Origin of the sequence: Xanthocytophaga flava (genome assembly GCF_030068545.1) — a bacterium.
GTDB lineage: Bacteria > Bacteroidota > Bacteroidia > Cytophagales > 172606-1 > Xanthocytophaga > Xanthocytophaga flava.
Genome location: NZ_JASJOR010000046.1, coordinates 1 through 23,933 on the forward strand (window position 1 = coordinate 1; position 23,933 = coordinate 23,933).

General features: G+C 41.6%; 13 protein-coding genes and 1 rRNA gene. 11 read left to right on the forward strand and 3 right to left on the reverse strand.

The genetic code is table 11. The features are described from left to right. Positions 1-94: ribosomal RNA gene (locus tag QNI15_RS36105) — 16S ribosomal RNA — on the reverse strand; the annotation flags it as partial. A 1,422-nt stretch (positions 95-1,516) separates the two neighbouring features. Between QNI15_RS36105 and QNI15_RS36110 the strand changes: the two genes are divergently transcribed. Beyond that, entirely contained in the window at positions 1,517-7,402 is a 5,886-nt protein-coding gene (locus tag QNI15_RS36110; RefSeq protein WP_314036805.1) for an Ig-like domain-containing protein, read from the forward strand. A gap of 287 nt (positions 7,403-7,689) precedes the next feature. Beyond that, on the forward strand, positions 7,690-8,685 hold the full coding sequence (locus QNI15_RS36115; protein WP_314036807.1) for a glycosyltransferase: 996 nt from the start codon (positions 7,690-7,692) through the stop codon (positions 8,683-8,685). A 58-nt stretch (positions 8,686-8,743) separates the two neighbouring features. Here the strand turns inward: QNI15_RS36115 and QNI15_RS36120 are convergent, their stop codons facing one another. Beyond that, positions 8,744-12,817: a hybrid sensor histidine kinase/response regulator transcription factor gene (locus tag QNI15_RS36120; protein WP_314036809.1), complete on the reverse strand. Its 4,074-nt coding sequence runs from the start codon at positions 12,815-12,817 to the stop codon at positions 8,744-8,746. 249 nt (positions 12,818-13,066) lie between these two features. Here QNI15_RS36120 and QNI15_RS36125 point away from each other — a divergent pair, with 249 nt between their 5' ends. The 9 genes from QNI15_RS36125 to QNI15_RS36165 all read left to right on the forward strand — a co-directional run bounded on the left by QNI15_RS36125 (position 13,067) and on the right by QNI15_RS36165 (position 22,653). Further along, entirely contained in the window at positions 13,067-13,198 is a 132-nt protein-coding gene (locus QNI15_RS36125; protein WP_314036811.1) for a hypothetical protein, read from the forward strand. Between the two features lie 214 nt (positions 13,199-13,412). Continuing rightward, positions 13,413-13,628: a hypothetical protein gene (locus tag QNI15_RS36130; protein WP_314036813.1), complete on the forward strand. Its 216-nt coding sequence runs from the start codon at positions 13,413-13,415 to the stop codon at positions 13,626-13,628. Next, the gene (locus QNI15_RS36135; RefSeq protein WP_313982064.1) at positions 13,625-14,170 is read left to right on the forward strand and encodes an RNA polymerase sigma-70 factor; all 546 of its coding nucleotides are present in this window, start codon (positions 13,625-13,627) and stop codon (positions 14,168-14,170) included. Before QNI15_RS36130 ends, QNI15_RS36135 begins: the two co-directional genes overlap by 4 nt. A 93-nt stretch (positions 14,171-14,263) precedes the next feature. Continuing rightward, the gene (locus QNI15_RS36140) at positions 14,264-14,416 is read left to right on the forward strand and encodes a hypothetical protein (protein WP_314036815.1); all 153 of its coding nucleotides are present in this window, start codon (positions 14,264-14,266) and stop codon (positions 14,414-14,416) included. A 26-nt stretch (positions 14,417-14,442) separates the two neighbouring features. After that, positions 14,443-14,574: a hypothetical protein gene (locus QNI15_RS36145; protein WP_313982062.1), complete on the forward strand. Its 132-nt coding sequence runs from the start codon at positions 14,443-14,445 to the stop codon at positions 14,572-14,574. 218 nt (positions 14,575-14,792) lie between these two features. Then, positions 14,793-17,951 carry a SusC/RagA family TonB-linked outer membrane protein gene (locus QNI15_RS36150; RefSeq protein WP_314036817.1) on the forward strand — a complete coding sequence of 1,053 codons (3,159 nt, stop codon included), beginning with the start codon at positions 14,793-14,795 and terminating at the stop codon, positions 17,949-17,951. Positions 17,952-17,995: 44 nt separating this feature from the next. Next, entirely contained in the window at positions 17,996-19,603 is a 1,608-nt protein-coding gene (locus tag QNI15_RS36155) for a RagB/SusD family nutrient uptake outer membrane protein (protein ID WP_314036819.1), read from the forward strand. Positions 19,604-19,789: 186 nt separating this feature from the next. Beyond that, positions 19,790-22,156 carry a family 78 glycoside hydrolase catalytic domain gene (locus QNI15_RS36160; protein WP_314036822.1) on the forward strand — a complete coding sequence of 789 codons (2,367 nt, stop codon included), beginning with the start codon at positions 19,790-19,792 and terminating at the stop codon, positions 22,154-22,156. A 134-nt stretch (positions 22,157-22,290) separates the two neighbouring features. Beyond that, the gene (locus tag QNI15_RS36165) at positions 22,291-22,653 is read left to right on the forward strand and encodes a DUF5958 family protein (RefSeq protein ID WP_314036848.1); all 363 of its coding nucleotides are present in this window, start codon (positions 22,291-22,293) and stop codon (positions 22,651-22,653) included. 98 nt (positions 22,654-22,751) lie between these two features. Here QNI15_RS36165 and QNI15_RS36170 read toward each other — a convergent pair whose 3' ends face one another. Continuing rightward, positions 22,752-23,468: a thioredoxin domain-containing protein gene (locus QNI15_RS36170; protein WP_314004648.1), complete on the reverse strand. Its 717-nt coding sequence runs from the start codon at positions 23,466-23,468 to the stop codon at positions 22,752-22,754. Positions 23,469-23,933 lie beyond the last annotated feature (465 nt).

The following is a 23,933-nucleotide window of genomic DNA, read 5'->3' on the forward strand; positions in this document are numbered from 1 at the left end:
ACCCGTGCGCCACTGGTATTGCTACCCGTTCGACTTGCATGTATTAGGCCTGCCGCTAGCGTTCATCCTGAGCCAGGATCAAACTCTCCATAGTATATGAAGTTTTGTCCTTTATTGCTATTGCTAGCGATAAAGGACAGTGTCTGTTTGATGGCTTACTTTATTTTTCGAAATTGACTTGTCAAATTAACTACTTCAATGAAGTAGCAACCAACAAATGCGCTTATTCGTTTACGCTTGCTTTTTATGCTGTTTTGTCTGCCAAATATTCAAAGAACGTTTGCTAACCTCCACACACATTTGTATGCTTACAGTCAACATGGTGACCTAAAAGTCTAGTCTCACAAGAGATACTAAAACACAAAAATAGAATTTTAACTTCTGATACTTTTTTTTCTTGACTTTGCAGCTTGTCATTAACACTAACAAGAAAGTCTAAATCAGAAATGGGGTTGTATTGCCGGAGAGATACTCTTATCTGCCACTCGCTTTCACCACCTTCTGTTTTTCAAAAAAAACAGAATCTATTATTTCAATAATCAACACTAGAAACTCTAGCGAACAAAATCAGAAATCATTATTCCCGATTGACAATAAAGAGTCATTTTCAACACTCTTTCTCCTCTTTTTATTTCGCTTCTCAGCGCCTTCTTCCGTAAGGGGACACAAAGGTAAGGACAATTATTTAAAATACAAATCCACCCTATCTTTTTTTCAACTTTTTTTTCACATTAAGTTAATACCTTCACCAATATATCTGATAATGAAACCATTACACTCATCAATTAACAGAAAAAAAATATTATCAAGAAAAATCTGTCTTCAAAATACTTTACATTCTCTTACTAACTTATACCTACGTACCAAAGAAATGTTCTTAGTTATCTGGATGAAGCAGTTACACATCCTGTCTAATTAAGCAAATCACAATTAAAAGCCCATATCCTCACTGATAAGTAAATTCGGTAGTATAATCAATTAGCGTATACTTCTCTAAAGTTTATTCTTAGCTTGTCAGATTGGAGTTACAGTATGTGAAACAACCTCAACGCAACAAGTGCCCATAGTTCGAATCGTTTAAAAAATAACCAAACTCTATACTCTTTGGGTTTTGAAATAACTGATCTATTAAGAATAAACAAGGATGAGCATTTATTCATTTTCAATCAAACCCTTGTAATGAATATAATTTTAGTGATTCATATGGGAAAGCCATATCATTTTTTCAACTATATATCTCATCTACTACATATACATATAGAGAAATATGTTAGTCCTGCCCAATTTAAGCCATATGTTGTCTGATCCAAAACTCATACTCCTCTAAAAATATTAACTAATAAATAAAAAAAGTAAAATAGGATATGGGGATTGTACCATTTGACTTGTCTGAAGGATGTTATTTATCTGCTTTGATAAATAATAAGGCGTAATACTACTTACATAGGATGCACTCTCCTCTCACTTTTTGGAAGAGTACTTCTGTCATCTTTCATTCTTATTCAAAACAATTCCTATGAGAAAATTAATGCGAATGATGCTGCTTGCAATGGTAGTAAGTGGTGCATGTATCGGTATCACAACCGCACAGACCTACAACTGGAATACAGTTCCGATAGGTGGTGGAGGGTTTGTAACAAGTATTAAAGCACACCCCAAAGTGCCTAATCTGTTTTTTATTACAAAAGATGTCGGAACTCCCTACCGATGGAATGCCACTACCCAAAAATGGGAAGAGATGATGTTGTTTGGTAAAATTCCTACTACTTACTGGAACTGGGAAGGAGGTGCAAAATGTGCAGAAGTCGCCTTTGACCCAAGTGATGCTACAGGTAATATACTGTATGCGACTATCGCTACAGGAAAAGGTACAGTCCCAGGAGGAGGAACGTCAATGGGAACGCTGATGAAATCCACAGACAGAGGTCAAACCTGGACAGATTGTCAATTATCCATAAAAGTTACACCTAACGCATCAGATAAAGCTTATACCGACCGAATTGCTGTTGATCCCAATAATAGTAATATAGTGTATGTAACAACCACCTACAATGGTACATACAAAAGCACATCAGCGGGTGCTGTAGGATCATGGGTTAAGGTAAATACATCTTTTCCTGATTCAGATATAGGAAGATTTGTCATTTTTGATAAAACGGGTGGAGTTATCAATGGAGTCACCAGAAATATATTAATCGGAGGCTCACAAGGAGTATATAGGAGTACTGATGGCGGAAACACCTTTGCACTGATGAATGGAAGTCCGGGAGAACCGAGACGTTCATCTTTCAGCAATGATGGAACCCTATATGTTACCCAAGTAGGACAATCTGCAACACGACCATTAGGGGGTCAAGGCTTGTATAAATGGAATGGAAGTTCATGGAGTGAGATAGCGCCTGTGGCAGGAAAAGAACTAGGAGGTATAGCCGTTAACCCGCACAATAGCAATGAAGTGATTGTTACTACAACGGGAACATGGAACAATGATGTTGCCTATCGTAGCCTGCTAGGCGGAGTACCAGGTAGCTGGACTGCTTTAGTGCCTACAACCCGGGATGCTTCAGAAGCACCTCATTCACTGGGTAATGGAGCGAATGGAAATTTTGGCCACAATATCTGTGCGTTTATGTTTGATCCATTCAATGCAGGTCATGTATGGTTTACAGATATGCTCGATGTTGGGCAGACTACCAATGTATGGGCATCTACGGTTCACTGGAAACTTCGCGATGCTGGCCTGGAAGAAATTGTGGTTTCAGGAAACATGGTTTGTCCACCCAGTGGAAGTAATTTTTTGTTATCTACTACTGGTGATGTAGGAGGATTTGATCATAAGTCATTTACCAGCCCACCCGCAAAAGGGATGGCGAGCTTCTTTAGCACCTTCAATGGAGTAAACACATCTGGCGTGGCCTTTCAGCAAACAAATCCTGATTTTATTGCACGGGTAGGAAGCGACGGATGGAATGGGGTTGCTATTGGTGGCTATTCTACTAATGGCGGACTTAGTTACACGAAGTTTCCGACTGTTCCTTCTAGTGGCTCGGCAAGAGGAAGGGTTGCTGTGTCTGCTAATAGCCAGAGGATAGTTTGGGTTACACAGGGAATGACAACAGGAGGTTTGACTTATTATTCAACAAATCTTGGATCTACCTGGACTGCCAGTACAGGCCTTCCTTCTGGTATTCTCAAGCCAGGAGATATTTACACCATCTGGGCAGGGATGAATCCATTGGCTGCTGACAAAGTTAACGGGGATATTTTTTATGTATACTCTGGTGGTACAGTATATGTAAGTACGAACGGCGGTGTTAGTTTTTCTGCTGCTGCTACCAATCTTCCCAATGTAGGGAATGTTGCTCAGATGAATGTAGAGACAACTCCAGGAAAGACAGGTGACCTTTGGATTGCCTTTACCACCGGATTGTATCATTCAACAGATACGGCAAAAACATTTACCAAAGTAAATCCGAATGTGGTAAAAAACCCTAAGTGGGTGGCAGTTGGAAAAGCTGATACTTCAGCCTCTTCCAATCCTATTGTTTTTGTAACCTCTGAGTCTGGTACTGTAGACAATCGTACCTATAGTGTTTTCAGATCAGATGATAATGGACAAAACTGGACAACTATTCTAGATACTGTTCCTGATGTAGTGGCAAACTTAGCCGCTGACTACCATGGAAGAGTGTTTTTGGGAGCATCTGGCAATGGGATTTTTGTTGGTGAACCTGCAGGTGGTCCTGTAACCAGCGTTTCTGTTACACCAGCGTCGGATTCTGTAGTTGTTGGATTCACCCGACAGTTCAAATCTGTTCTTACTCCTACCTATCCAACAAACAGTGCCGTTAGCTGGAGTTCCTCGGATAATTCTATTGCTACTGTAAATGCCTCAGGACTGGTTACAGGTGTTTCACCTGGGACAGTTACGATCACTGTAACTACTCAGGATGGCGGCAAGACTGCACAGAGCACACTGAAAGTAACACCAACAATACCTGTTTCAGGCATTGCCCTTGATTCGGTCATTATTATGGGATTGGGAACGTCACAAAATCTGATTGCCAGGATAACTCCTGCTAATGCAACCAACAAAGCAGTAAACTGGAGTTTATCAGACACAACGGTAGCTAAAATCAATTCCAGTGGATTGCTGTCTGCACTTAAATTTGGTACAACAGTCGTTACTGCCACAACAGTAGATGGTGCAAAAACAGCAACCAGTACAGTGACCATAGGAACGAGTATTATCGCCAATAACTGTGGTGGACCTTCGATTCTTAATTTTATCGCAGACACTCCCTCGTCTGGGTCTATGTGGACCACTGGTACTACCACTCCTGTAAGTACAACCGGCCTTACAAATCCTGCACCGGCACAGGTTTATCTCTCTCAACGCCAAAGCGGACAGCCAATGACCTATACCTACAAAGGACTCATACCAAATTCCAAATACAAGGTACGGTTACATTTTGTAGAAATCGGTACCACAACAAACGCAGGACAACGGAGATTTAATGTGACAGGAAACTCAGTAGCGGATACATTATTGAAAAACTTTGACATTTATACACAGGCAGGGGGCAGATTCAAAGCCATTATTCGGGAGTTTGAAATACGTTCGAATGGTGCGGGTCAGATTTCTGTGGTTTTCCGTCCTATTGCAAATTATAGTTATCCTGCTGTCAGTGCAATCGAAGTATTACTCACTCCATTAACTTCTATCGCCATTACACCGACTTCCTTTTTCGTAGGTGTAGGTGATACTACCCGGCTTACCTCAATAGCTACTCCTGCCAATGCCAGCAATCAGCGGGTACTCTGGAGTTCTTCCAATTCTGCCATTGTGACTGTTGATAGCAAAGGGCTGGTAAAAGGAATGTCTCCTGGAAATGCTATCATTACTGCAACGTCAGAAGAAGGTGGTTTTACAGCTAGTTCTACGGTAACGGCAGCTAATATTCCAGTAAGCGGGATTACGCTTAGCAGCACAACGGCCAGTGTAGGTGTCAATAACACTGTTACATTAACGGCAACCTTGCAACCTGCTAATGCAACTAATAAAGCGTATACCTGGAGCTCATCAGACACAACAGTCTTGACTGTTAGTCAGAATGGACTTTTGAAAGGGATTTCTCCTGGTAATGCAACTATTACTGTAACTACTCAGGATGGAAATAAGACAGCGACTTGTGCCGTATCGGTATCTAATATCTTAATCTCTTCGATTGTGCTTAGTAAATCAGCGTTAACAGTAGGAGTGGCAGATACAACCTCGTTAAAAGCGTCAGTACTTCCAGCTACTGCAAGCAATAAAAATGTAAACTGGTCTTCCTCCGCACCCGGTGTTGCCACTGTAAATGCAAATGGCAAGATCACGGCGATTGGTGTTGGAACGGCGAACATCATTGCAACTGCACAGGATGCTGGTGGGGTTAGTTCTACGGCTCAGCTTACTGTTATTAGTGCAGGATCATGTGGTCTAATGACCAACAATGGTTTTGAAAGTGGATTCGTTAACTGGATCCTTCCCAATGGCAGTAAGACAAAAGTAAGTGAAACCATTACACATAGTGGACTCAAAAGTGTTGCCGTTATGGGTGATAACTCGGCTATTAATTATGGTAGTAATCTGATTGTTGGAGGAGGGAAAGAAATTACCTTTGAAGTCTGGGCAAGAATAGAACGAACACCAGATCCTTACAACCAACTTCAGAACCCTTATTGGGCAGGAATTGGCATTGATTACTATGATGCCAATGGCAATAAAATTGCCAACGCAAGTAACCAGCTTCAGGCCTATCCTTCTGCTACACCGAGTGTTTTCACCCGTTTTTCCGTCACCCGCATAACTCCTCCCAATACAGCGTATGCAGGTGTTTGGGCGGCCAAGGCAGGTCCTTACGGTGAGCTATACCTGGATGATTTCTGTCTTACTGTTGCACAGGATTCTCAAACGGTTTCGTTTGATTCCCTTAGTGTAAAAACAGTAGGTGATGCAGATTTTACTCCTGTTGTCTCTGCAAGTTCAGGTCTGCCTATCGCTTTATCAAGCTCAGATACCTTAGTTGCTACCATTACAAATGGAAAAATCCGGATTGTGGGACCAGGAAGCAGCATCATTACTGCTTCACAAAGCGGAAATAACGCCTATTTGGCAGCTGCTTCAGTACAACGTACGTTAACAGTTTTGTCTGGTTTAAAAGTGCTTTATATGGATGGTGATACAGGTAAACTGACAAATAACAGTGTGCGTCCTTATCTCAAGGTTGTTAATGAGAGTAATGTTACAGTTCCATACAATGAGTTGACAATCCGGTATTGGTTTACAGCCGAAAACTATGCAGGTATCAGCCATTGGATTGATTATGCTCAACTGGGAAATAACAAGGTAACGATGAAATACGTAGAGATGACTAATCCACGTACCAATGCGTTAGGGTATATCGAATATGGATTTGATCCTTCTGCAGGAGGCATTCTACCTGGAAGCAACTCAGGTCAGATCAAATCAAGATTTGCTAATACTGACTGGCAACTGCTTTCGGAAAGCAATGATTATTCCTATTCTAATGCAACTACCTATACAGCCAATCCATCCATCACTCTCTATCGCAATGGTAAACTTTGGTGGGGTACTGAACCTGGAAGCATTGCTTCAGATACAACGCTGAAAGTCTACTCAGAAAACAGGAATACAACAGCGTCCAGCGCCATTCGTACCTGGCTTACGATTGAGAATACTGGCAATGTACCCGTTGACTATAAGGATCTGAAAATAAAGTATTGGTTTACTGACGATAATGCTTCTTCTCTTTCGTATACAATTGAATACGCAAAGTTGGGTGCCAGTAAGGTGACAGGTGTTTTTGGAGCTAGTACAGGTCAAAATTCCGATACCTATTTCGAATCTAAAATAGATTCATCAGTAGGAAAATTATATCCGCTAAGCAGTACGGGAAAAATTCAGTACAAGATCTATAGATCAGATGGATCTCTATTTAATGAGACAAATGATCATTCCTATATGCCTGCGGCACCTTTTGCTGAAAACAGCCACATTACCTTGTATTATAAAGGGGTGCGTATTTATGGAATCGAACCTACAGTTTCGTCATCTGCCAGAATAGCACCAAAAGAGGCTTCTACAGGCTTACAGGTAACAGTACTTGGAAACCCTACTGCTACAGATCAGGCTGATCTACGTCTAAGTGGATTGAGTGGCTTGCCTGTCCGTTTACAGGTGATAGACACAAAAGGATCTGTCTTGTTTGAAAAAACAGTGTCTGCTCCTCTGGAAAATGAGGTTCAGACAATACCTTTGGGAAAACAAGCAGGTATTTATCTGATTCGGTTGGGATCTGGAACACAAACAACATCTGTAAAGGTCATAAAGCTCTAAACTGTTATTTTAACTCTGGTGATTGAGGAAAGTAGAATCTTTCCGCAATTCCTATTCGCTCAATAAGCCTGACCTACTTTATATAAGGTCAGGCTTATTGCATTTATAATTATTTCAGAAGGAAAAAAACATCTTCTTACCCTATAATGCTATAGACAAGTTCAAGAACTCACTTTTTTCAACTCAATTTTTACTTTCATATATAACTATCTGTTTGTCAATTCACAAGGCATGTATTTTTTAGACTTAGTATTACGAGCAACAATTATAAAATCAACAATACATCTATGATTTCCATTTTAATAGCCGCGCGTAATGAAGAAGATTCTATTTTAACATGTCTGCAATCTCTGAATCAGTTGACCTTTCCCATAGATCAGTTGGAAATATGGATTGGAGATGATGACTCTAATGATCTCACAGCAACATTGGTTCTAAAATATATTAGTGATAAACCACATTTTCACTATAAGAAGATTACTACCCATTTAGGTATGGCCCGGGGAAAGGCTAATGTACTGGCTCAATTGATTCGTTTTGCTAAAGGCAGCTATTTTCTCATTACAGATGCGGATGTAACGGTTCCTCCAAACTGGATAGAGGTTATGCTGAGTGCACATACACCTGGTATAGGAATTATTTCCGGAGTAACAGTATCTCAACCTGTTACACTTTGGATTGCAATGCAGGCTATTGACTGGGCACAGGCACTCTGTATGATTTATCACTTGTCACATTGGGGAATACCGATCTCAGGTTTGGGAAATAATATGCTGGTAACCAAAGAAGCCTATAAGGCAACAGGTGGATATGAAAACATGCGGTTTTCCATTAGTGAGGATCATCAACTGTTCAAGGCTGTTCTTAAAAAAGGATATGGCTTCCGGCAACTTTTTGCAGCAGACTGTCTGGTAGAAACTCAGGGGCTACCTACCTTTGATGACCTTATCAATCAGCGAAAACGGTGGATGAATGCAGCCATGCAAACGCCATGGTATATTCGAATGCTGACATTACTACCTCTTTTTCTACTTCCAATTATTGTAATTTCTTTTATTACTCAACCTTTTACCAGTCTGCTTTCATGGATAGGATTGTTACTGATACAGGGTCTAATAACATTAAGTTGTGTTCATGGATTAAAAGCTCACCACCTGTATATATATGCTTTGATTTATCCGGTATATTTTCATTTTATAACATTTTCAACGCTGATCCAATATGCTCTTGCATCACCAACATACTGGAAAGGACGCAGGTATGAACTCACAGAGATCACTTAACTTCTCTGATAGAACACTCACTCCGAGACACATAGATTTATTCTATATCTCATTGCCATTATACTTTTTCACTTGCATATTCATTCGGTGTTTTTCCAAACTGCTTTTTGAAACAACGACTAAAATAGCCTGGATCATTGAATCCAACCTGATAGGCCACCTCTGAAACAGTAAACTGACTTTCTTTTAGTAATTGAGCGGCACGTTGAATGCGAATGTAACGGATAAAATCGCGGGCAGACAAATCTGTTAGACTTTTTAGCTTTCGGTAAAGCTGCATCTGACTCATATTTAATCCTTCCTGCAACTGTTCTGCATCAAAGTTAGGTTCATCTATATGTTCCTCTATCAGGGCAGTTGCACGCTGGAGAAATACTTCATCCAATGAAGTTACCTTCACATTGCTGGGGCGTAACCAAACCTCCTGACTGAATGCTCTGCGTAGACGCTGACGGTTTTCAATCAGATTGTGAACTCTACTTTTTAACAAAGCGGCAGTAAAGGGTTTGGTTATGTAATCATCCGCGCCTGCATTGACACCAGATAGCTGATGAGACTGACTGGATCTGGCTGTTAGTAACACCAGAGGGATATGACTGGTTTTTTCATCCGCCTTTAGATGTTGACATAGTTCAGGGCCTTCCATTCCAGGCATCATCCAATCTGTAATAACCAGATCAGGTAAATGTTGTAATGTCAGGTCAAGTGCCTGTTGTCCATCAGAAGCTTGCAATACAATATAAGAGTCTGTGAAACAATCGGCAAGATAACTACGCAGATCGGGATCATCTTCAGCAATCAAAAGAATAGATTTAGGACTGCCCCCAGTAAAATTTTCTGCAGAAGGAGTCAGTTGTTGAGTAGCCTGATTGGGGGGCTCATCTGGGAAAGAGGCTATCCACTCCGATGGAAAATCGGTACTAACAATAGGGAGTGTGGCAACAAACTGGCTACCTATACCTTGTGTACTGAAAGCAAATATAGTCCCTCCCAATAACTCTGTTAATTCTCTCGTCAGCGCCAGGCCTACTCCCGTACCCAGTGGGTTAGATGCTTTTCCCTGATAAAATCGTTCAAAGATTCGGGGTAGTTCATCCGGTGCAATTCCTGCTCCAGTATCACTGACGACCAGTTGTAATTTATTTTCACAGATTGCAGCTTCTACTGAGACCAGCCCACCTTCAGGAACATATTTTAAGGCGTTAGAGAGTAAATTGAAAATGATTTTTTCAGTAATATCTGCATCATACCAGGCCTGACGGAGGGTAGGGTCAATTTGTAATTTTAGTTGAACCTGTTTAGATTCGGCCAATTGCTCAAAGGAACGAATGCTATTTTCCAGATGCTGATACAGGTTGCCCTGGCTTATTTGTGGCCTGAGAGACCCACTTTCAATTTTGGAAAGATCCAGAAGCTGACTAATTAACCGAAGCAGACGGTTTGCATGTCGGTTCATCAGACGAAACTGATGTTGCAGCCGTTCAGGAGAAGGTAGCTCTTCTGTTAGCAGTTTTTCCAATGGAGTAATAATCAGTGTAAGCGGAGTCCTTAGTTCATGGGAGACATTGGTAAAAAAACTGGTTCTCACTTGTTCAAGTTGACGAATGCTATCGGCTTTCAACTCCTGTATACGAATATCTGCTTTGAGTTTTTCACGAATACGCACAATTTGACGAATGAGTCCAAGAATTACCAGCAAAATAGCCAAGTATAGAGCCACTGCCCAGCCTGTTTTGAACCATGGTGGTTGAACGATCACTTCCAGTCGTTTTTCAGGTCCCCAGGGCTGGCCACTTTGTGCAGCTTTTAGCCGAAACACATACTGACCCGGAGGAAGATTGGTATAGGTCGCATTTTCCTGGTTGTCCAGGTAATTCCAATCCGGATCGAAGTTGTCAAGTCGGTAGGCAAACCGGACATGTCTGTTACGACCATAACTCAAGGCTCCAAATGTGAGGGTAAACACACTTTGTTGAGGATTGAGCACTAGCTGACTGGTTTTAGAGAGTGCTTTTTGTAATGGATCACCAGCAGTTCCAATACCTACTGGTCTGTTGAATAATTTTAATTCGTCCAGGTAAGCTTTGGGAGGTGATGGAATTTCACTAAAACGTTCAGGATGTACAATGAGCAGACCTTGTGAGGTTCCGAAAGCAACCTCACCTGTGGGCATACGTGTACAGGCCAGGTTTGTAAATTCTGCAGAGGGTAGCCCATCTTCTTCATTAAATACAACCATGTGTTCGTTTTCTATTGTCAGGCGGGTAAGGCCACGAGTTGTACCTATCCACAGATTTCCCAATTGATCTTCTGTAATGCTATTGACCACATCACCTGACAACCCTTGTTGGCTTGTAAGTAAACGAAACTTGCCATTGGCAGAAAGAAGACAATTCAATCCACCGCCATTTGTTCCCATCCAGAGTTTACCCGATTTATCCTGGTAGAGACAGGTAATGTGGTCATCACTCAGGCTGCCAGCTTTAGCTTTGGCCTGATAATGAATTATCTGACCAGTCTGAGGATGCCATCCCACTAACCCGTAGGTATAAGTGCCAAACCACAACCAACCTTGCTTATCCTCCAGTAAGCAGGTAATGGTCATGTTTTGTTTCAACTTAAACAGGTTGAACAGATTGACTGCCTGCTCTAGTTTTTCGGTAAGTGGATCATATACATAAAGCTTCAGATCATTGCGCACCATCCATACTTTACCGTTTCCTCTCTGAGCAAAACAGAGTACATGCCGTGCAGTCTGTTCAGAAACAGGGATGACAGTGCTTGTACCATCTCTTTTGTGTCGTACTACTCCCCCATTCCAGTAGCTGGCATACACATCCCCCTGATAGTCTGTAAAGAGAGTATATACATCCTGTGTGTTAAAAGCAGAGGGTGCAGATATAGTAACCCTAGATTGAGTTTTACCCGAAAATCGTAAAATTCCTCGCACAGATCCTACCCATAAATCCCCTTGTAAATCTGTAGTCAGTGCTGAAACTTTAGGAGCAAGTAACCTTCGGGTGCCAGCTGGGTTAGGTTTTATGATCTCAAATCTGTTAGGTTCTGCATATCGAACGTTCAGACCTCCTTCCCATGTACCTGCCCACATATTGCCTGACTGGTCGGTGAGCAAGCACTGAATAGCATGGCTGCTTAGACTGTGTTCATCAACCGGATCAGGATGAAGTCCAATCCAGTTTGTTGAATCGCCATTAGGTAATATACGGATACCATCATCTGTTCCGGCCCAGATGGAATGTTGAGTATCTTCAGCGAGGCATCTTATAAAATTACCTTTCTCAAATACACCCGGCTCGTCAAATACTTTTATAAATTGACCACTGCCTTCTATAAAACGATACAAGCCTCTGTTTTTAGTACCTATCCATAGATTTCCACGATAGTCACGCAACAAGGCCTTTATATTAAAATCAGCTCTGGAGTGTGACTCAGCAGGCATACGAAAAACTTCCCATTGATTCTGCCCCTTTGGCAAATGAGCCAGAATACCATTTCCCATTCCAAACCATAATGAATGGTCTTTGTCTGTCAGGACAGAAAGGACTGATGCATTTCCAACAGAAGAAGTGTCCAATCGATACTGGCTTACTTGGCCGGTCCGCGTATCTACAACTAACCATCCATAGTCTGTTGTACCAGCCCAGACTCGCTGACGATCATCTTCGGCGAGGCAGTTAATAGACCAATGACTTACATCTACACCAGATGAAGTTTTACCATAATGGGTGAATGTTTTTCCATCAGCATTGAGACGATGCAAACCGCCATTGATGGTACCAAGCCAGAGTTGACCGTCTTTTCCTCCTCCCAGCGCCGTTATATCACTACTTTGAAGACTGCCAGGTTTCCTTGGCTGTCGATGATAGGATTGAAAGGAGCGTCCATCATATCGGTTAAGACCATCCCGGGTAGCAATCCAGATAAAACCTTCCTGATCTTGATGAATAGCATGAACTGTACTTTGGGATATTCCCTGGCTAGTCCCCAGATGTTCGAAAGAAATAGGGTGTGTAGAAACAGACTGTCCCTCGGATGGTGCTGTCCATAAAATGAACATGACAAGGGTCAAAACAGGAAGTGTGGTTTGCCACAAAAAACCGATCGTTCTCAATGGAGTTTCCCTTTTAAGGTGGTAAATCCAAAGTAGGAACAACAGCGGAATTAACCTAATCTGAAAGCATCTGTTTAGCTAAAAAAATTGATAATTGCAAACTGAGTACGATACTTTGCAAATAGCGTCCCATACAAAAGTAGCCTTTCCAGCTACTTTTGACACTATCAAAGAAATACTCTTTCAGGAAGTGCTTCTAAAACAAGTACCTGTAATCGATTAAAAACCATACATCAGAACTGTTCAATTATGTCACTGTTTAAAAAACGAATGCTTTGGCGACTCCCCACAGGAAGGTTTAGCTGGCTTTGGGCAATGGAATTTGTGCTGATAGGTGTATTGGTTTTTATCATTCTGGTTTCTGTCTACCTATGGTTCTGATGTAAAACCATGACTTGAGATCAAGTTGATTTTCCCATATACTTCTTTCACTTACTTTTATTCTCAAATTCCACTTTTTCCATCTTTCCTGCAAAAATCAGCCTGTTGCTGTTAGATCGGTTACTCTTTTCCAACAGAAGAGAGTGCACTTGGTGAAGTAACCATTCATTGTTAAAGAGTGATATTTTTTACCACTTTATCAAAACTAACAGGAATGAAAAAACAACTACCCTTTTTAAGCTATTGGGCATATACTGCTGACTATGCCCTACCTGGCTATTCATTATGCCAGTATTCCAGGAAAACGTCTCCTTTGACAACTTTTCATACCTTGTTTAATGACATGAAACTCATGTTCAGAACCGTTACCCCTTCAACCTGTTTGTTGCTATCCGAATGCTGTACACCTGGGGAGGAGGCTAAAGTATGAACGATGAATGTTTAATCCGGTCAGCTTTTGCCCAAAACACGAAGAAGGGCTGCGAGCTTTTGTTTCGAAGATATTATGTCAACCTATGTAATCATACCTTGCGGTTTGTACACTCCAGAGAGGTCGCAGAAGATATAGTTGCTGAGGTGTTTGCTGCTTTTATACAAAATAGGACATTCGAGCAGATCACCTATTCCTATCGTGCGTATCTCTATAAGTCTGTACGGCATCGTGCCTATAACTACCTCAAATGGAATCTAAATCGGACAGCTCCACTGGAGGGTATCAACATGCAGGCAGTAGCTTCTGCCTATAATCCCTTTGAAACATTGCATTTCAATGAACTATATGCACAGGTGGAACAGGTAGTAGAGCAACTTCCTGCACAATGTCGACGGGCCTATGTACTCAAACGTGTAGAAGGCAAAAGCCTCGAAGAAATTGCTACAGAACTAGAAATTACTTCAAAGTCGGTAGAAGCATTGATTACAAGGGCACTATCCCGACTTCGCAGTAAGCTTAAAAATCACTGTCTGATGTAGAAATACTATAGCTTGATACAAAATAGTAAAACAGGACATGGGGATTCTCTCCCCAGAATTGTCATATCTGTTACAAACTCCACTTCCAATTCTATGTTTAGCAAGAAAAACATACAAGTGCAAGCTGAGTACGATACTTTGCAAATAGCGTCCCATACAAAAGTAGCCTTTCCAGCTACTTTTGACACTATCAAAGAAATACTCTTTCAGGAAGTGCTTCTAAAACAAGTACCTGTAATCGATTAAAAACCATACATCAGAACTGTTCAATTATGTCACTGTTTAAAAAACGAATGCTTTGGCGACTCCCCACAGGAAGGTTTAGCTGGCTTTGGGCAATGGAATTTGTACTGATAGGTGTATTGGTTTTTATCATTCTGGCTTCCGTCTATCTATGGTTCTAATGTAAAACCATAATTTTGACACTGAGTTGATGCTACTCTTACTAATTATCCTGCTCTGTACCCAATTTCTGATTTACTCATCTTCCTTTCTGCACAGAATAAGCCTATCGCTTTTCCACTGAGTAACTTTCTTCTTCCAGAAGAGAAGCTTACTTGGTGAGCCAACCATTCATTGTTAAAGAGTGCAGTTTGTTTACCACTTTATCTATTTAACAAGAATGAAAAAAAGAATACTCATTTTTAGTCAGTTGGTATTTGCAATCTGCTATACCTCACCTGGCTATGCATTACCCGTACACATCCCGTCTTTAACGGATGTCGGGATAAAACTAAAAGCAGATATCCCTGTTTCGGGTACTGTTCGCTCAGAAGATGGCGCACCTATGCCAGGAGTTAGTGTACTTATCAAAGGAACTACCAATGGCACTACCACTGATAAAGATGGCAAGTACCAAATTTCAGTACCAGAAGGGGCTACATTGATCTTCAGCTTTGTAGGATATCTATCACTGGAAAGAACTACAGATAAGCTTTCCATTATTGACATACAACTAGAGCCTGATATCCAGACACTTGAACAAGTTGTAGTTGTAGGATACGGTACTCAGCAAAAGAAAGATCTGGTTGGCTCTGTTGCTGTAGCAGGCCGCAAAGAATTTGGAGATGTCAATGTAAGTACGGTGAACCAGCTTATCCAGGGAAAAATTGCGGGTGTTCAGGTTGTCAATAACAGTGGTGTACCAGGATCTGGTACCAATATAGTTATCAGAGGTACTGGTTCTTTCTCAAGTGTTGCCCCTCTATATGTTATTGATGGTATTCAGAGTGACGCCGGAACATTCAACTCATTGAGTCCTTATGATATTGAGAGTATTACTGTACTTAAGGACGCTTCATCTGTGGCTATATATGGAGCACAGGGAGCCAATGGTGTAGTACAGGTAACTACCAAACGAGCCAAAAGTGGTGCCCTGCGGATTGCTTATGACGGCTATTATGGTATTTCACAAGCCTGGAAGAAACTAGATCTGCTTAATGCCAGTCAATACATAGATCTGGTAAAAGACATTGCTGCGGTTCAAAACACAAAAATTCCGGATAAACTGAATACACCGGATGTATTGGTAGACCGCACCGACTGGCAGGACGTTATTTTCCAGACAGCAAAATTACAGGAGCATCACCTGAGTTTGTCTGGAGGAACTGATAAAGTGTTATACACCATAGCAGCAGGATACACCAATCAGGAGAGTATTGAGGTGGGGTATAACTTCAAGCGACTGAATCTATTAATAAATCTGGAAGAAAATATAGGAAAGCATATCCGTTTGGGGCAAAGCCTGAATATGCGTTATACACTACGTACTGGCACCACTCCAGACTTCACAGCTGCCTTGCGTATGCCTCCCTATGCACCTGTCTACGATCCAACCAATCTCGGAGGGTATTCAAGGGTAACAACCATCAATGACCTTAACGACTCTTTCAATCCATTAACAAATGTATTTCTACGTGATAAAAAGGATAGAAGCTGGCTCAATTATGCTCAGTTCTTTGGCGAAATCGACATTTTAAACGGATTAAAGTTTCGTTCTCAGGCATCGCTCAATATTGGATATGGCAGTGGGTATGATTTCATCCAGGCCAATAAGAACGGTAATCTAACCAATCCAGATGGGATTATTGAAGGATATGGATGGAGTTTGTTTCCATTACTGGAAAATATTTTGAGCTATAACAAGCACTGGGGTAAACATATGGTGTCTGCTACGCTAGGAAATTCATATCGTGATCCTGGCGCTGCTCGTTCTGTTAGCTTGTCAGGAAGTGGGTTTAACAACTATGATATTACCCAGATTGGCGTAGTAAGTAAAGCGAACCTGAACCCTGCCGGAGGAACAGCCGCAGGAGCAGCCACTTCCGCTCTGATATCTTATTTTGGTCGGGTCAATTATTCTTTCCGCGACCGATATCTGCTCTCTTTCACCTTGCGTAGGGATGGAGTATCTGTATTTGGACCCAGCAAACGTTTTGGCAATTTCCCATCGGTGGGCTTAGGCTGGAAAGTCAATGAGGAACCGTTTATGAGTGGTCTTACTTCTGTGTCGTCCTTGAAGCTTCGGGCTAGTTGGGGCAAAACAGGCAATGCCAGTATTCCACCGTTTTCGTATGAGCCACTCGTCTTTAAAGGGGTCGCCAATAACATTGTCTATTCGCTTGGACCTGACAAGATTTATGTAAGGGGCGCAACTATTGGCGCTGCCTCCAATCCTAACTTAGGCTGGGAAGAAACTACTCAAACTGATGTGGGAATAGATCTTGGGCTGTGGGAAGATCGATTAAATCTGACCGTGGATTATTATAATCGGCAGAATGATGGCTTGCTGGTGAATGTAAATATTCCTCCTTCTACAGGTGTAGGAGGCACCGGGTACATTCCGACTGCTATCCTCACCAATGCCGCCTCAGCATATAACCGAGGTCTGGAAGTAAGTGCTACCTACAATGGACAAGTGGGCCCGCTGCAGTTTAGTATTAGCGCAAATGGAGCCTATAACAAAAACCAGGTAACGACACTTGGTACTCAGAATGCTGTACCAATCACTGGGGGTGGTTATGCTGGCGTGTCTGCCATGACCCGCACAGAGCCCGGACATCCGATCGGAGCCTTTTACGGGTACAAGACTGATCATGTAGCTATCAGCCAGGCCGATGTGGATGCCTACAATAAACTGGCACAGGAACGTTCAGGAGGAAAAAGCACTGTCTACCAGGCTAATCTCAAACCAGGCGATATTATCTTCCAGGATCTGAACAATGATGGAGTGGTAAACGAAAAAGATCAGACGTTTCTAGGCAGCCCCATTCCGAAATGGAACTATGGAGCGAATGTAAACCTGTCATATCATTCCTTTGATCTGATGGTTTCTTTACAGGGAATTGGTGGTGTTCAGACTGTGAATGCACTCCGGTATTGGACAGAAGGCACTACCCGTCCTTTTAACTCCAGCACAGCTGTATTGGATCGCTGGCGCAAAGAAGGAGATATTACCTCCATACCCAGAGCAGGCCAAAATGCCAACAGCAATCTGAACCTGCGTCCTTCAGACCGCTTTGTAGAGGATGGATCTTACCTGCGCGTGCGAAATGTAACACTGGGGTACGGAGTCCCATCGGCTGTATTGCATCGTTGGATGGGTAATGCTGTTTCCAGTATACGTATGTATGTAACAGCCCAGAACCTGTTTACTATAACCAAATACAGTGGATATGATCCGGAAGTCAGTGGACAATCGTTCCTGTTTGCACGTGGCATCGATCAGGGGCAGTATCCTCAACCACGTACGTTTCTGGTAGGCTTGCAACTCGGTTTTTAATGAATGTACTTTCAATTCGATTAATCTGTTTTGACTTTCCACCTATGAAAAAAATAACCTTATCCCTACTAGCAGCTGGACTTTTACTGGCTAGTAGCTGCTCAAATGATGCGCTTGATATAAAAAATCAAAATGCCTATAGTGATGCTACCTATTTTAAAACAGCTACTCAATTCAACGAAGCTGTTATTGCAACTTATTCTGTATTCCTGCATCAGGGCATGTATTCCCGTGACTGGTATTTTCTATTTGACTTACTGGGTAACGATGCTGAGCGGGATGCCCCGTTACTGGGGGATCTCTTACAATTGCACGATTATAGCTATGGTACTACCCAACAACAGATAACCAGCTTGTGGGGGTCACTCTACCGCATGATCTATCGTGCTAATCTGGTAATTGACAAAGCCGGACAATGGTCGCCAGAGCTTCCAGAAGAGATAACTAAAAAGAATCAGTACCTCGCGGAAGCTCACTTTCTGAAAGGGTTTGCCGAGTTTCAGCTAGTTGCATTATGGGGACGAGTACCACTCAGACCAGATTACTTTAGTTCAACAGCTTATGCGGCTCCGCGAGCCACGATTGCCGAGGGTTGGGAAGCTGTGGAAGCAGACCTGAAGGCAGCTATTGAAGGTTTGCCTGTAACGTATGCCAGTGCAGACCTGGGTCGTGCCACACAAGGTGCTGCCATTGCCTTGCTTGGCAAGGCCTATCTGTATCAGAAAAAATATGCTCTTGCTTCTACTGAGCTGGAAAAACTTACCAAGCCGCCTTTTGCGTATGCGTTAAATCCGAATTTTGACAATCAGTTTTCTGAAAGCAATGGCACGAGTCCCGAAACGGTTTTTGATATACCTCATAAATGGGTAGATGCTGCGACTGGACAACAAACCTATTATTTTGGTGGACAGGAAGCATGGGGTGGACTTGCCACCCACTCAGGTCGTGCACAAGAGTATGGATGGAACGATTGGCGAAATGTATTTATTTCCAACGCTGCCGTGCAGGCGTTTACCTATTTGGACGAAGAGGGAGAATCCTATACAGACCCTCGTGCGAAATTGACTTTTTATGGAGATGCTGCCAGTGGTGGCGATACAGATTTCTGTCAGACATGTCCTGCCAGCAAGATAACTCCACTGCCTTCCTATGCAGCCAACTCGCCCAATGGCGGACCATTCCCCTACCCGTTTGAAGCAGCAGGATACCGGTGGCGTAAATATGAAAATTACGAAGTGGTAGAACAGTTTGGAGGTCCACAAAGTAATATCAATTCTCAGGTAATTCGCTTTGCCGATGTCCTGTTGTTACTGGCAGAGTCCTACATCCAGCAATCCAATATGGAAGCGGCACTACCACTGATCAACCAGGTGCGTGTTCGTGTGAATGCTTTTCCTTATACACAACTGGGTAACCAAACCGAAGCGATGAAGCTGCTGATGCGTGAAAGACAACTGGAATTATGTGGTGAACAATCCCGCTGGTTTGATCTGAATCGCTGGGGTATTGCCAAACAGACTATCAATCCTGAAAAACAGGCAGCTATTGGCTCACAACCGTTAACAGACAAGTACTTACTGTTACCAATTCCCGAAGCTGAGAAATTAACTAATTCGGCTGTCGCAAGTGACATTGCGGACGATTGGAATTAAGAAAAGGGGGTTAAAGGGTATGTAGCTGGTCGTGTATCAGTTGCATATCCTTTTGTTTTTTACATGGACAAAAAGTGTTCATACCCACTACTACTGATAGGATATATGAGTTTGATCCTTTTCTAGATCCTTTTTCATACTACTTCAACAAAGTACTTCACAATTCTTTGTGTAGTTTACTGACTTATGAATAAAAATATAACATTTATAGTAACCCTGTTATATAGTTGTGCTCTCTTTGCACAGAAAACGCCTCTTCCCAAAAACGAAATACATTTTAAAGCCAGTTGGATTGCCCCTCCCAAGGTTTCTTTGACCACCTATGGCGTTTACCATTTCAGAAAAAGAGTAGACTTAGCATCAAAACCGGAGTCATTTACTATCCGGATTTCGGCAGATAACCGTTATCTGTTGTATGTAAACGGAGTATCTGTACTTTCTGGTCCCCAACGCTCTGACCTCACTCACTGGAGGTATGATACAATGGATATTGCATCGTATCTTCATAAAGGCAGTAATAGTATTGCCATTCAGGTATGGAATCAGGGAGAAGGGATGGCATGGGCACAACTGTCATTGCAGACAGGCTTGTGGGTAGAAGGTATTGGAGCAGCCTCGATTATCAATACGGACACGACCTGGAAAGTAATTAAGAACCAAGCCTATAGCCCCCTTATCAGCACATTACATATTACCGGGCCATTCGATCACATTACATCTGAAAAATATCCGTGGGGCTGGCAAGATCCAGACTATGCCGATGATACATGGATGTACGCCATTGAAACAGAAAAAGCGATTTCTGTTCATCACGCTAGCGCATCAGAAAGGCAGTTGTTGCCACGTAACATTCCAATTATGGAAGAAAAACAACAGATTTTTGCTCATATCAGAAGAGCCGAGGGAATAGCAGTAGACGACAGATTTTTAAGAGGTAATCATCCATTATATCTATCTTCCCAACAAAAAGGTACACTCCTGATTGATCAGGGTGTACTGACAACAGCTTATCCGCAGTTAGTGGTAAGTGGAGGAAAAGGGTGTACGATAACCGTTACCTATTCAGAAGCATTGTATTCTGATACAAATGGTGTAAAAGGAAATCGTAATGAAATAGAAGGAAAGCATAGCAAGGGAGACAAAGATGTATTTATACTGGATGGAGGAGATAAAAGACTTTTTTGTCCATTGTATTACCGCACATTTCGGTATGTAGAACTCAAGATAGAAAATGCTCAGTTTCCATTAACCATTCATACGTATAACAGTCGTTTCACAGCCTATCCTTTTATGGAGAAGGCAAGTTTTACTTCCAGTGATACGAACCTACATACTATATGGGAAGTTGGTTGGCGTACAAGCCGCTTATGTGCATTTGAAACCTATATGGATTGCCCCTACTATGAGCAATTGCAATATATTGGAGATACACGTATTCAGGCACTGATTTCATTGTATGTTTCAGGAGATGACAGACTGATGAAAAATGCGCTTGAGCAGTTTGATCAGTCACGTATTCCAGAAGGGCTTACCCAAAGCCGCTACCCTTCTGGTAAGAAACAGATTATTCCTCCATTTTCTCTTTTCTGGATTGCTATGCTGCATGATTACTGGATGCTAGGCAGTGATCCGGATTATGTAAAGCGTTTTTTACCCGCAGTTGAGGAAATTATACAATGGCATAGCAGGTATATAAACCAGCAACAAATGCTAACTCAAATGCCCTACTGGAACTTTGTGGACTGGCCTAAAGAGTGGCCCTGGAAAGGAGACGAAAATATAAGTGGAATACCTTCCGGAGCCTTGGAAGGGAATTCTGCAATTTTAACCTTACAGTATGTTTATGCTCTGCAAAAGGCAAGGGACTTGTATTATGCTTTTGGTAAGGTTGAAGAAGCAAAAAGACTTGATCAGCTCGAACAAAAGATAAGAATCACTACCTATAAAACATGTTGGGATCAGACAAAAGGAATGATGGCGGACACACCTGAAAAAACAGTGTTTAGCCAGCATGTGAATGCGTTGGCAGTGCTAACCGGTACTATTCCTAAAAAGGATGAAAAGAAATTACTACTACAGATAGAAAAGGACACCAGCATCATTCAATGTACCCTCTATTACCGCTTTTATTTGATTCAAGCCTTTAAAAAAGCTGGCTTGGGTAACGAATACCTCAGACTACTTACCCCATGGTATCATATGATAGATTTAGGGTTAACCACTTTTGCAGAACGCCCCGAACCTACCCGATCAGACTGTCATGGGTGGAGTGCCAGCCCTACCTACGATCTGTTAGCCACTGTATGTGGAATTGAGCCTGCACAACCAGGATTTAAGCGTGTACAAATAGCTCCGAATTTTGGTCATTTATCATGGATTAAGGCAAGCATGCCTCATCCTACAGGCAAGATTACTCTTCGTCTTGAAAAAAAAGGAAAACAGATCAAAGGAGAAATAGCCTTACCTCAAGGAGTTGAAGGAGAACTGATCTGGAATTCTAAAACACTGACATTAAAAGGAGGCTCACAAAAAATTCAGTTGGATGGAAACTAACCCTAATCAGATATACATGCTCTGTTTTCAGTTAATCAACAATAGAGTGTAACTTAGCCTATTTCCAATGTATAAATTGTATTGTAGAAAAGCTTGCAGATATGTTATCTCCTGAGGAAGTTTTGTAAAATAAAATTGCCCAGAATAAACTTCCATTGGAAGATGGGATTCAGTGGTATGATTGCCTGGATGAGGAGCAACAGAAAAAAGCTATGTATCATATGATGTTTTATCTGTCTCAATCAGGTCCTACACCTGAAACGATAGTACAGGGAATTGAAGAGGCACCTATAAAGAAAACGATGACTCCAGTAGTCATTTTTCAAAAAAATAATCTTTCTCTGGCATTTCAGAAGATAAGCAAACTTCCTGCTACAGAATATCGCAAATCATTTATTGTAATGCTGAGTATATTTAAGGCTTCCGATACACTTCGTCGGGAAAAGTGGTGCAAAGGAGAGTGTTCTCATGAATGGCATCATCTGGATGACGAATAGTGTGTTGTGTCTATCATCAGATATATAAGAAATCGCCCTATGAAAGGAGTTTATCCATGCAGATAGGGCGATTAGTTATTTAGTATTATGAGGTTCTATTATAAGGCTTTATTCAGTGCCTGCTCAATTTCTGGTTTAGTGATCCCACCGGATTGTCTCCATACAGGCTTGTTATTTTTATATAAGATTAGAGTAGGTACAGACTCAATTTGAAGCTGGCTTGCCAGTTGACGGTTGTCATATAATTCAATCTTAACAAGTTTCAAGGTAGACGCATGCTCATTGGCAACTGTATCTACCACAGGCGCCAGCTTTTTACAACCTCCACAATATTTAGAGCCAATTTCAACCAGTACTAGTTCATTTGATGCCACCAGTTGGTTATACTCCTGTTGAGCCAGTCCTTTACCTGCTTTTGTTTCTACAGGTTTACCAGCTCCCAACCAATGGGCTATACCTCCTGGCAATTCATATACACTAGAGAAGCCTTGATTACGTAATTGTTTTGCAACCTGACCACTACGTCCATTGTTAATTGAATACACAAAAACGGGTTGTTGTTTATCAAGCAAGCTAACTCCCTTTTTAAAGCCAATGGAATCTGCCACACTCAGGTTTATAGCTCCTTTCAGGTGATTTTCTGAAAATTCAGCAGGTGTACGGACATCCAGAATCTGAGGATGTGTTGTAGTACGTAGCTTTTGCTCGAAGGCATCCAGTGTGAGTTGTTCAGGTTTATTGCCTGACTGTGCATGTAGTGGCGTTCCAAACGGCAACAGAACTGCTACAAAAAGAAGAAGTAGGATTTGTTTCATACGAAGTACAGATAAAAATGTGAATCAATAAGCCATACAATTCAACCAAATGAGTAGAATAAACTCTAGTTGAGTTTGAGCTTTCTAATTTGTTTTGGGTGTTTGATAAAACTTTAGCAATTATTGACAGGCTTTATAGAATACCTCGTCTGATCAATAACTGCCTATGCCCCAGGAATCAGGAGCATCTAATTAAGTTGGTGGGCATTAATTAGAGGATAAGCAAATGTAAAAGGTGATTAGTGTATTTGCAAGTATTTCCTACTAAATTTATAGAGATAAATATTTTTTTGAGAGAGATGAGGGATAATTTATATGACTCTAAAAAGTACAGAATTTGGTTTTGCAGATTTTGCTTCCTGATAAAAATTCGATCTTATCTCTACATGTATAAATAAGAAAGTAAAGCATTAGCATCAGCTTTATTCGAATATGTTACAGGTTTACCCTTTTTCTTTCATGAAT

What these genes read in the sequence shown, in the direction of transcription:
- QNI15_RS36110 (WP_314036805.1), top strand. Translation starts at nt 1,517, where the DNA reads ATGAGAAAATTAATGCGAATGATGCTGCTTGCAATGGTAGTAAGTGGT.
- QNI15_RS36115 (WP_314036807.1), top strand. Translation starts at nt 7,690, where the DNA reads ATGATTTCCATTTTAATAGCCGCGCGTAATGAAGAAGATTCTATTTTA.
- QNI15_RS36125 (WP_314036811.1), top strand. Translation starts at nt 13,067, where the DNA reads ATGTCACTGTTTAAAAAACGAATGCTTTGGCGACTCCCCACAGGAAGG.
- QNI15_RS36130 (WP_314036813.1), top strand. Translation starts at nt 13,413, where the DNA reads ATGAAAAAACAACTACCCTTTTTAAGCTATTGGGCATATACTGCTGAC.
- QNI15_RS36135 (WP_313982064.1), top strand. Translation starts at nt 13,625, where the DNA reads ATGAACGATGAATGTTTAATCCGGTCAGCTTTTGCCCAAAACACGAAG.
- QNI15_RS36140 (WP_314036815.1), top strand. Translation starts at nt 14,264, where the DNA reads ATGTTTAGCAAGAAAAACATACAAGTGCAAGCTGAGTACGATACTTTG.
- QNI15_RS36145 (WP_313982062.1), top strand. Translation starts at nt 14,443, where the DNA reads ATGTCACTGTTTAAAAAACGAATGCTTTGGCGACTCCCCACAGGAAGG.
- QNI15_RS36150 (WP_314036817.1), top strand. Translation starts at nt 14,793, where the DNA reads ATGAAAAAAAGAATACTCATTTTTAGTCAGTTGGTATTTGCAATCTGC.
- QNI15_RS36155 (WP_314036819.1), top strand. Translation starts at nt 17,996, where the DNA reads ATGAAAAAAATAACCTTATCCCTACTAGCAGCTGGACTTTTACTGGCT.
- QNI15_RS36160 (WP_314036822.1), top strand. Translation starts at nt 19,790, where the DNA reads ATGAATAAAAATATAACATTTATAGTAACCCTGTTATATAGTTGTGCT.
- QNI15_RS36170 (WP_314004648.1), bottom strand. Translation starts at nt 23,468, where the DNA reads ATGAAACAAATCCTACTTCTTCTTTTTGTAGCAGTTCTGTTGCCGTTT.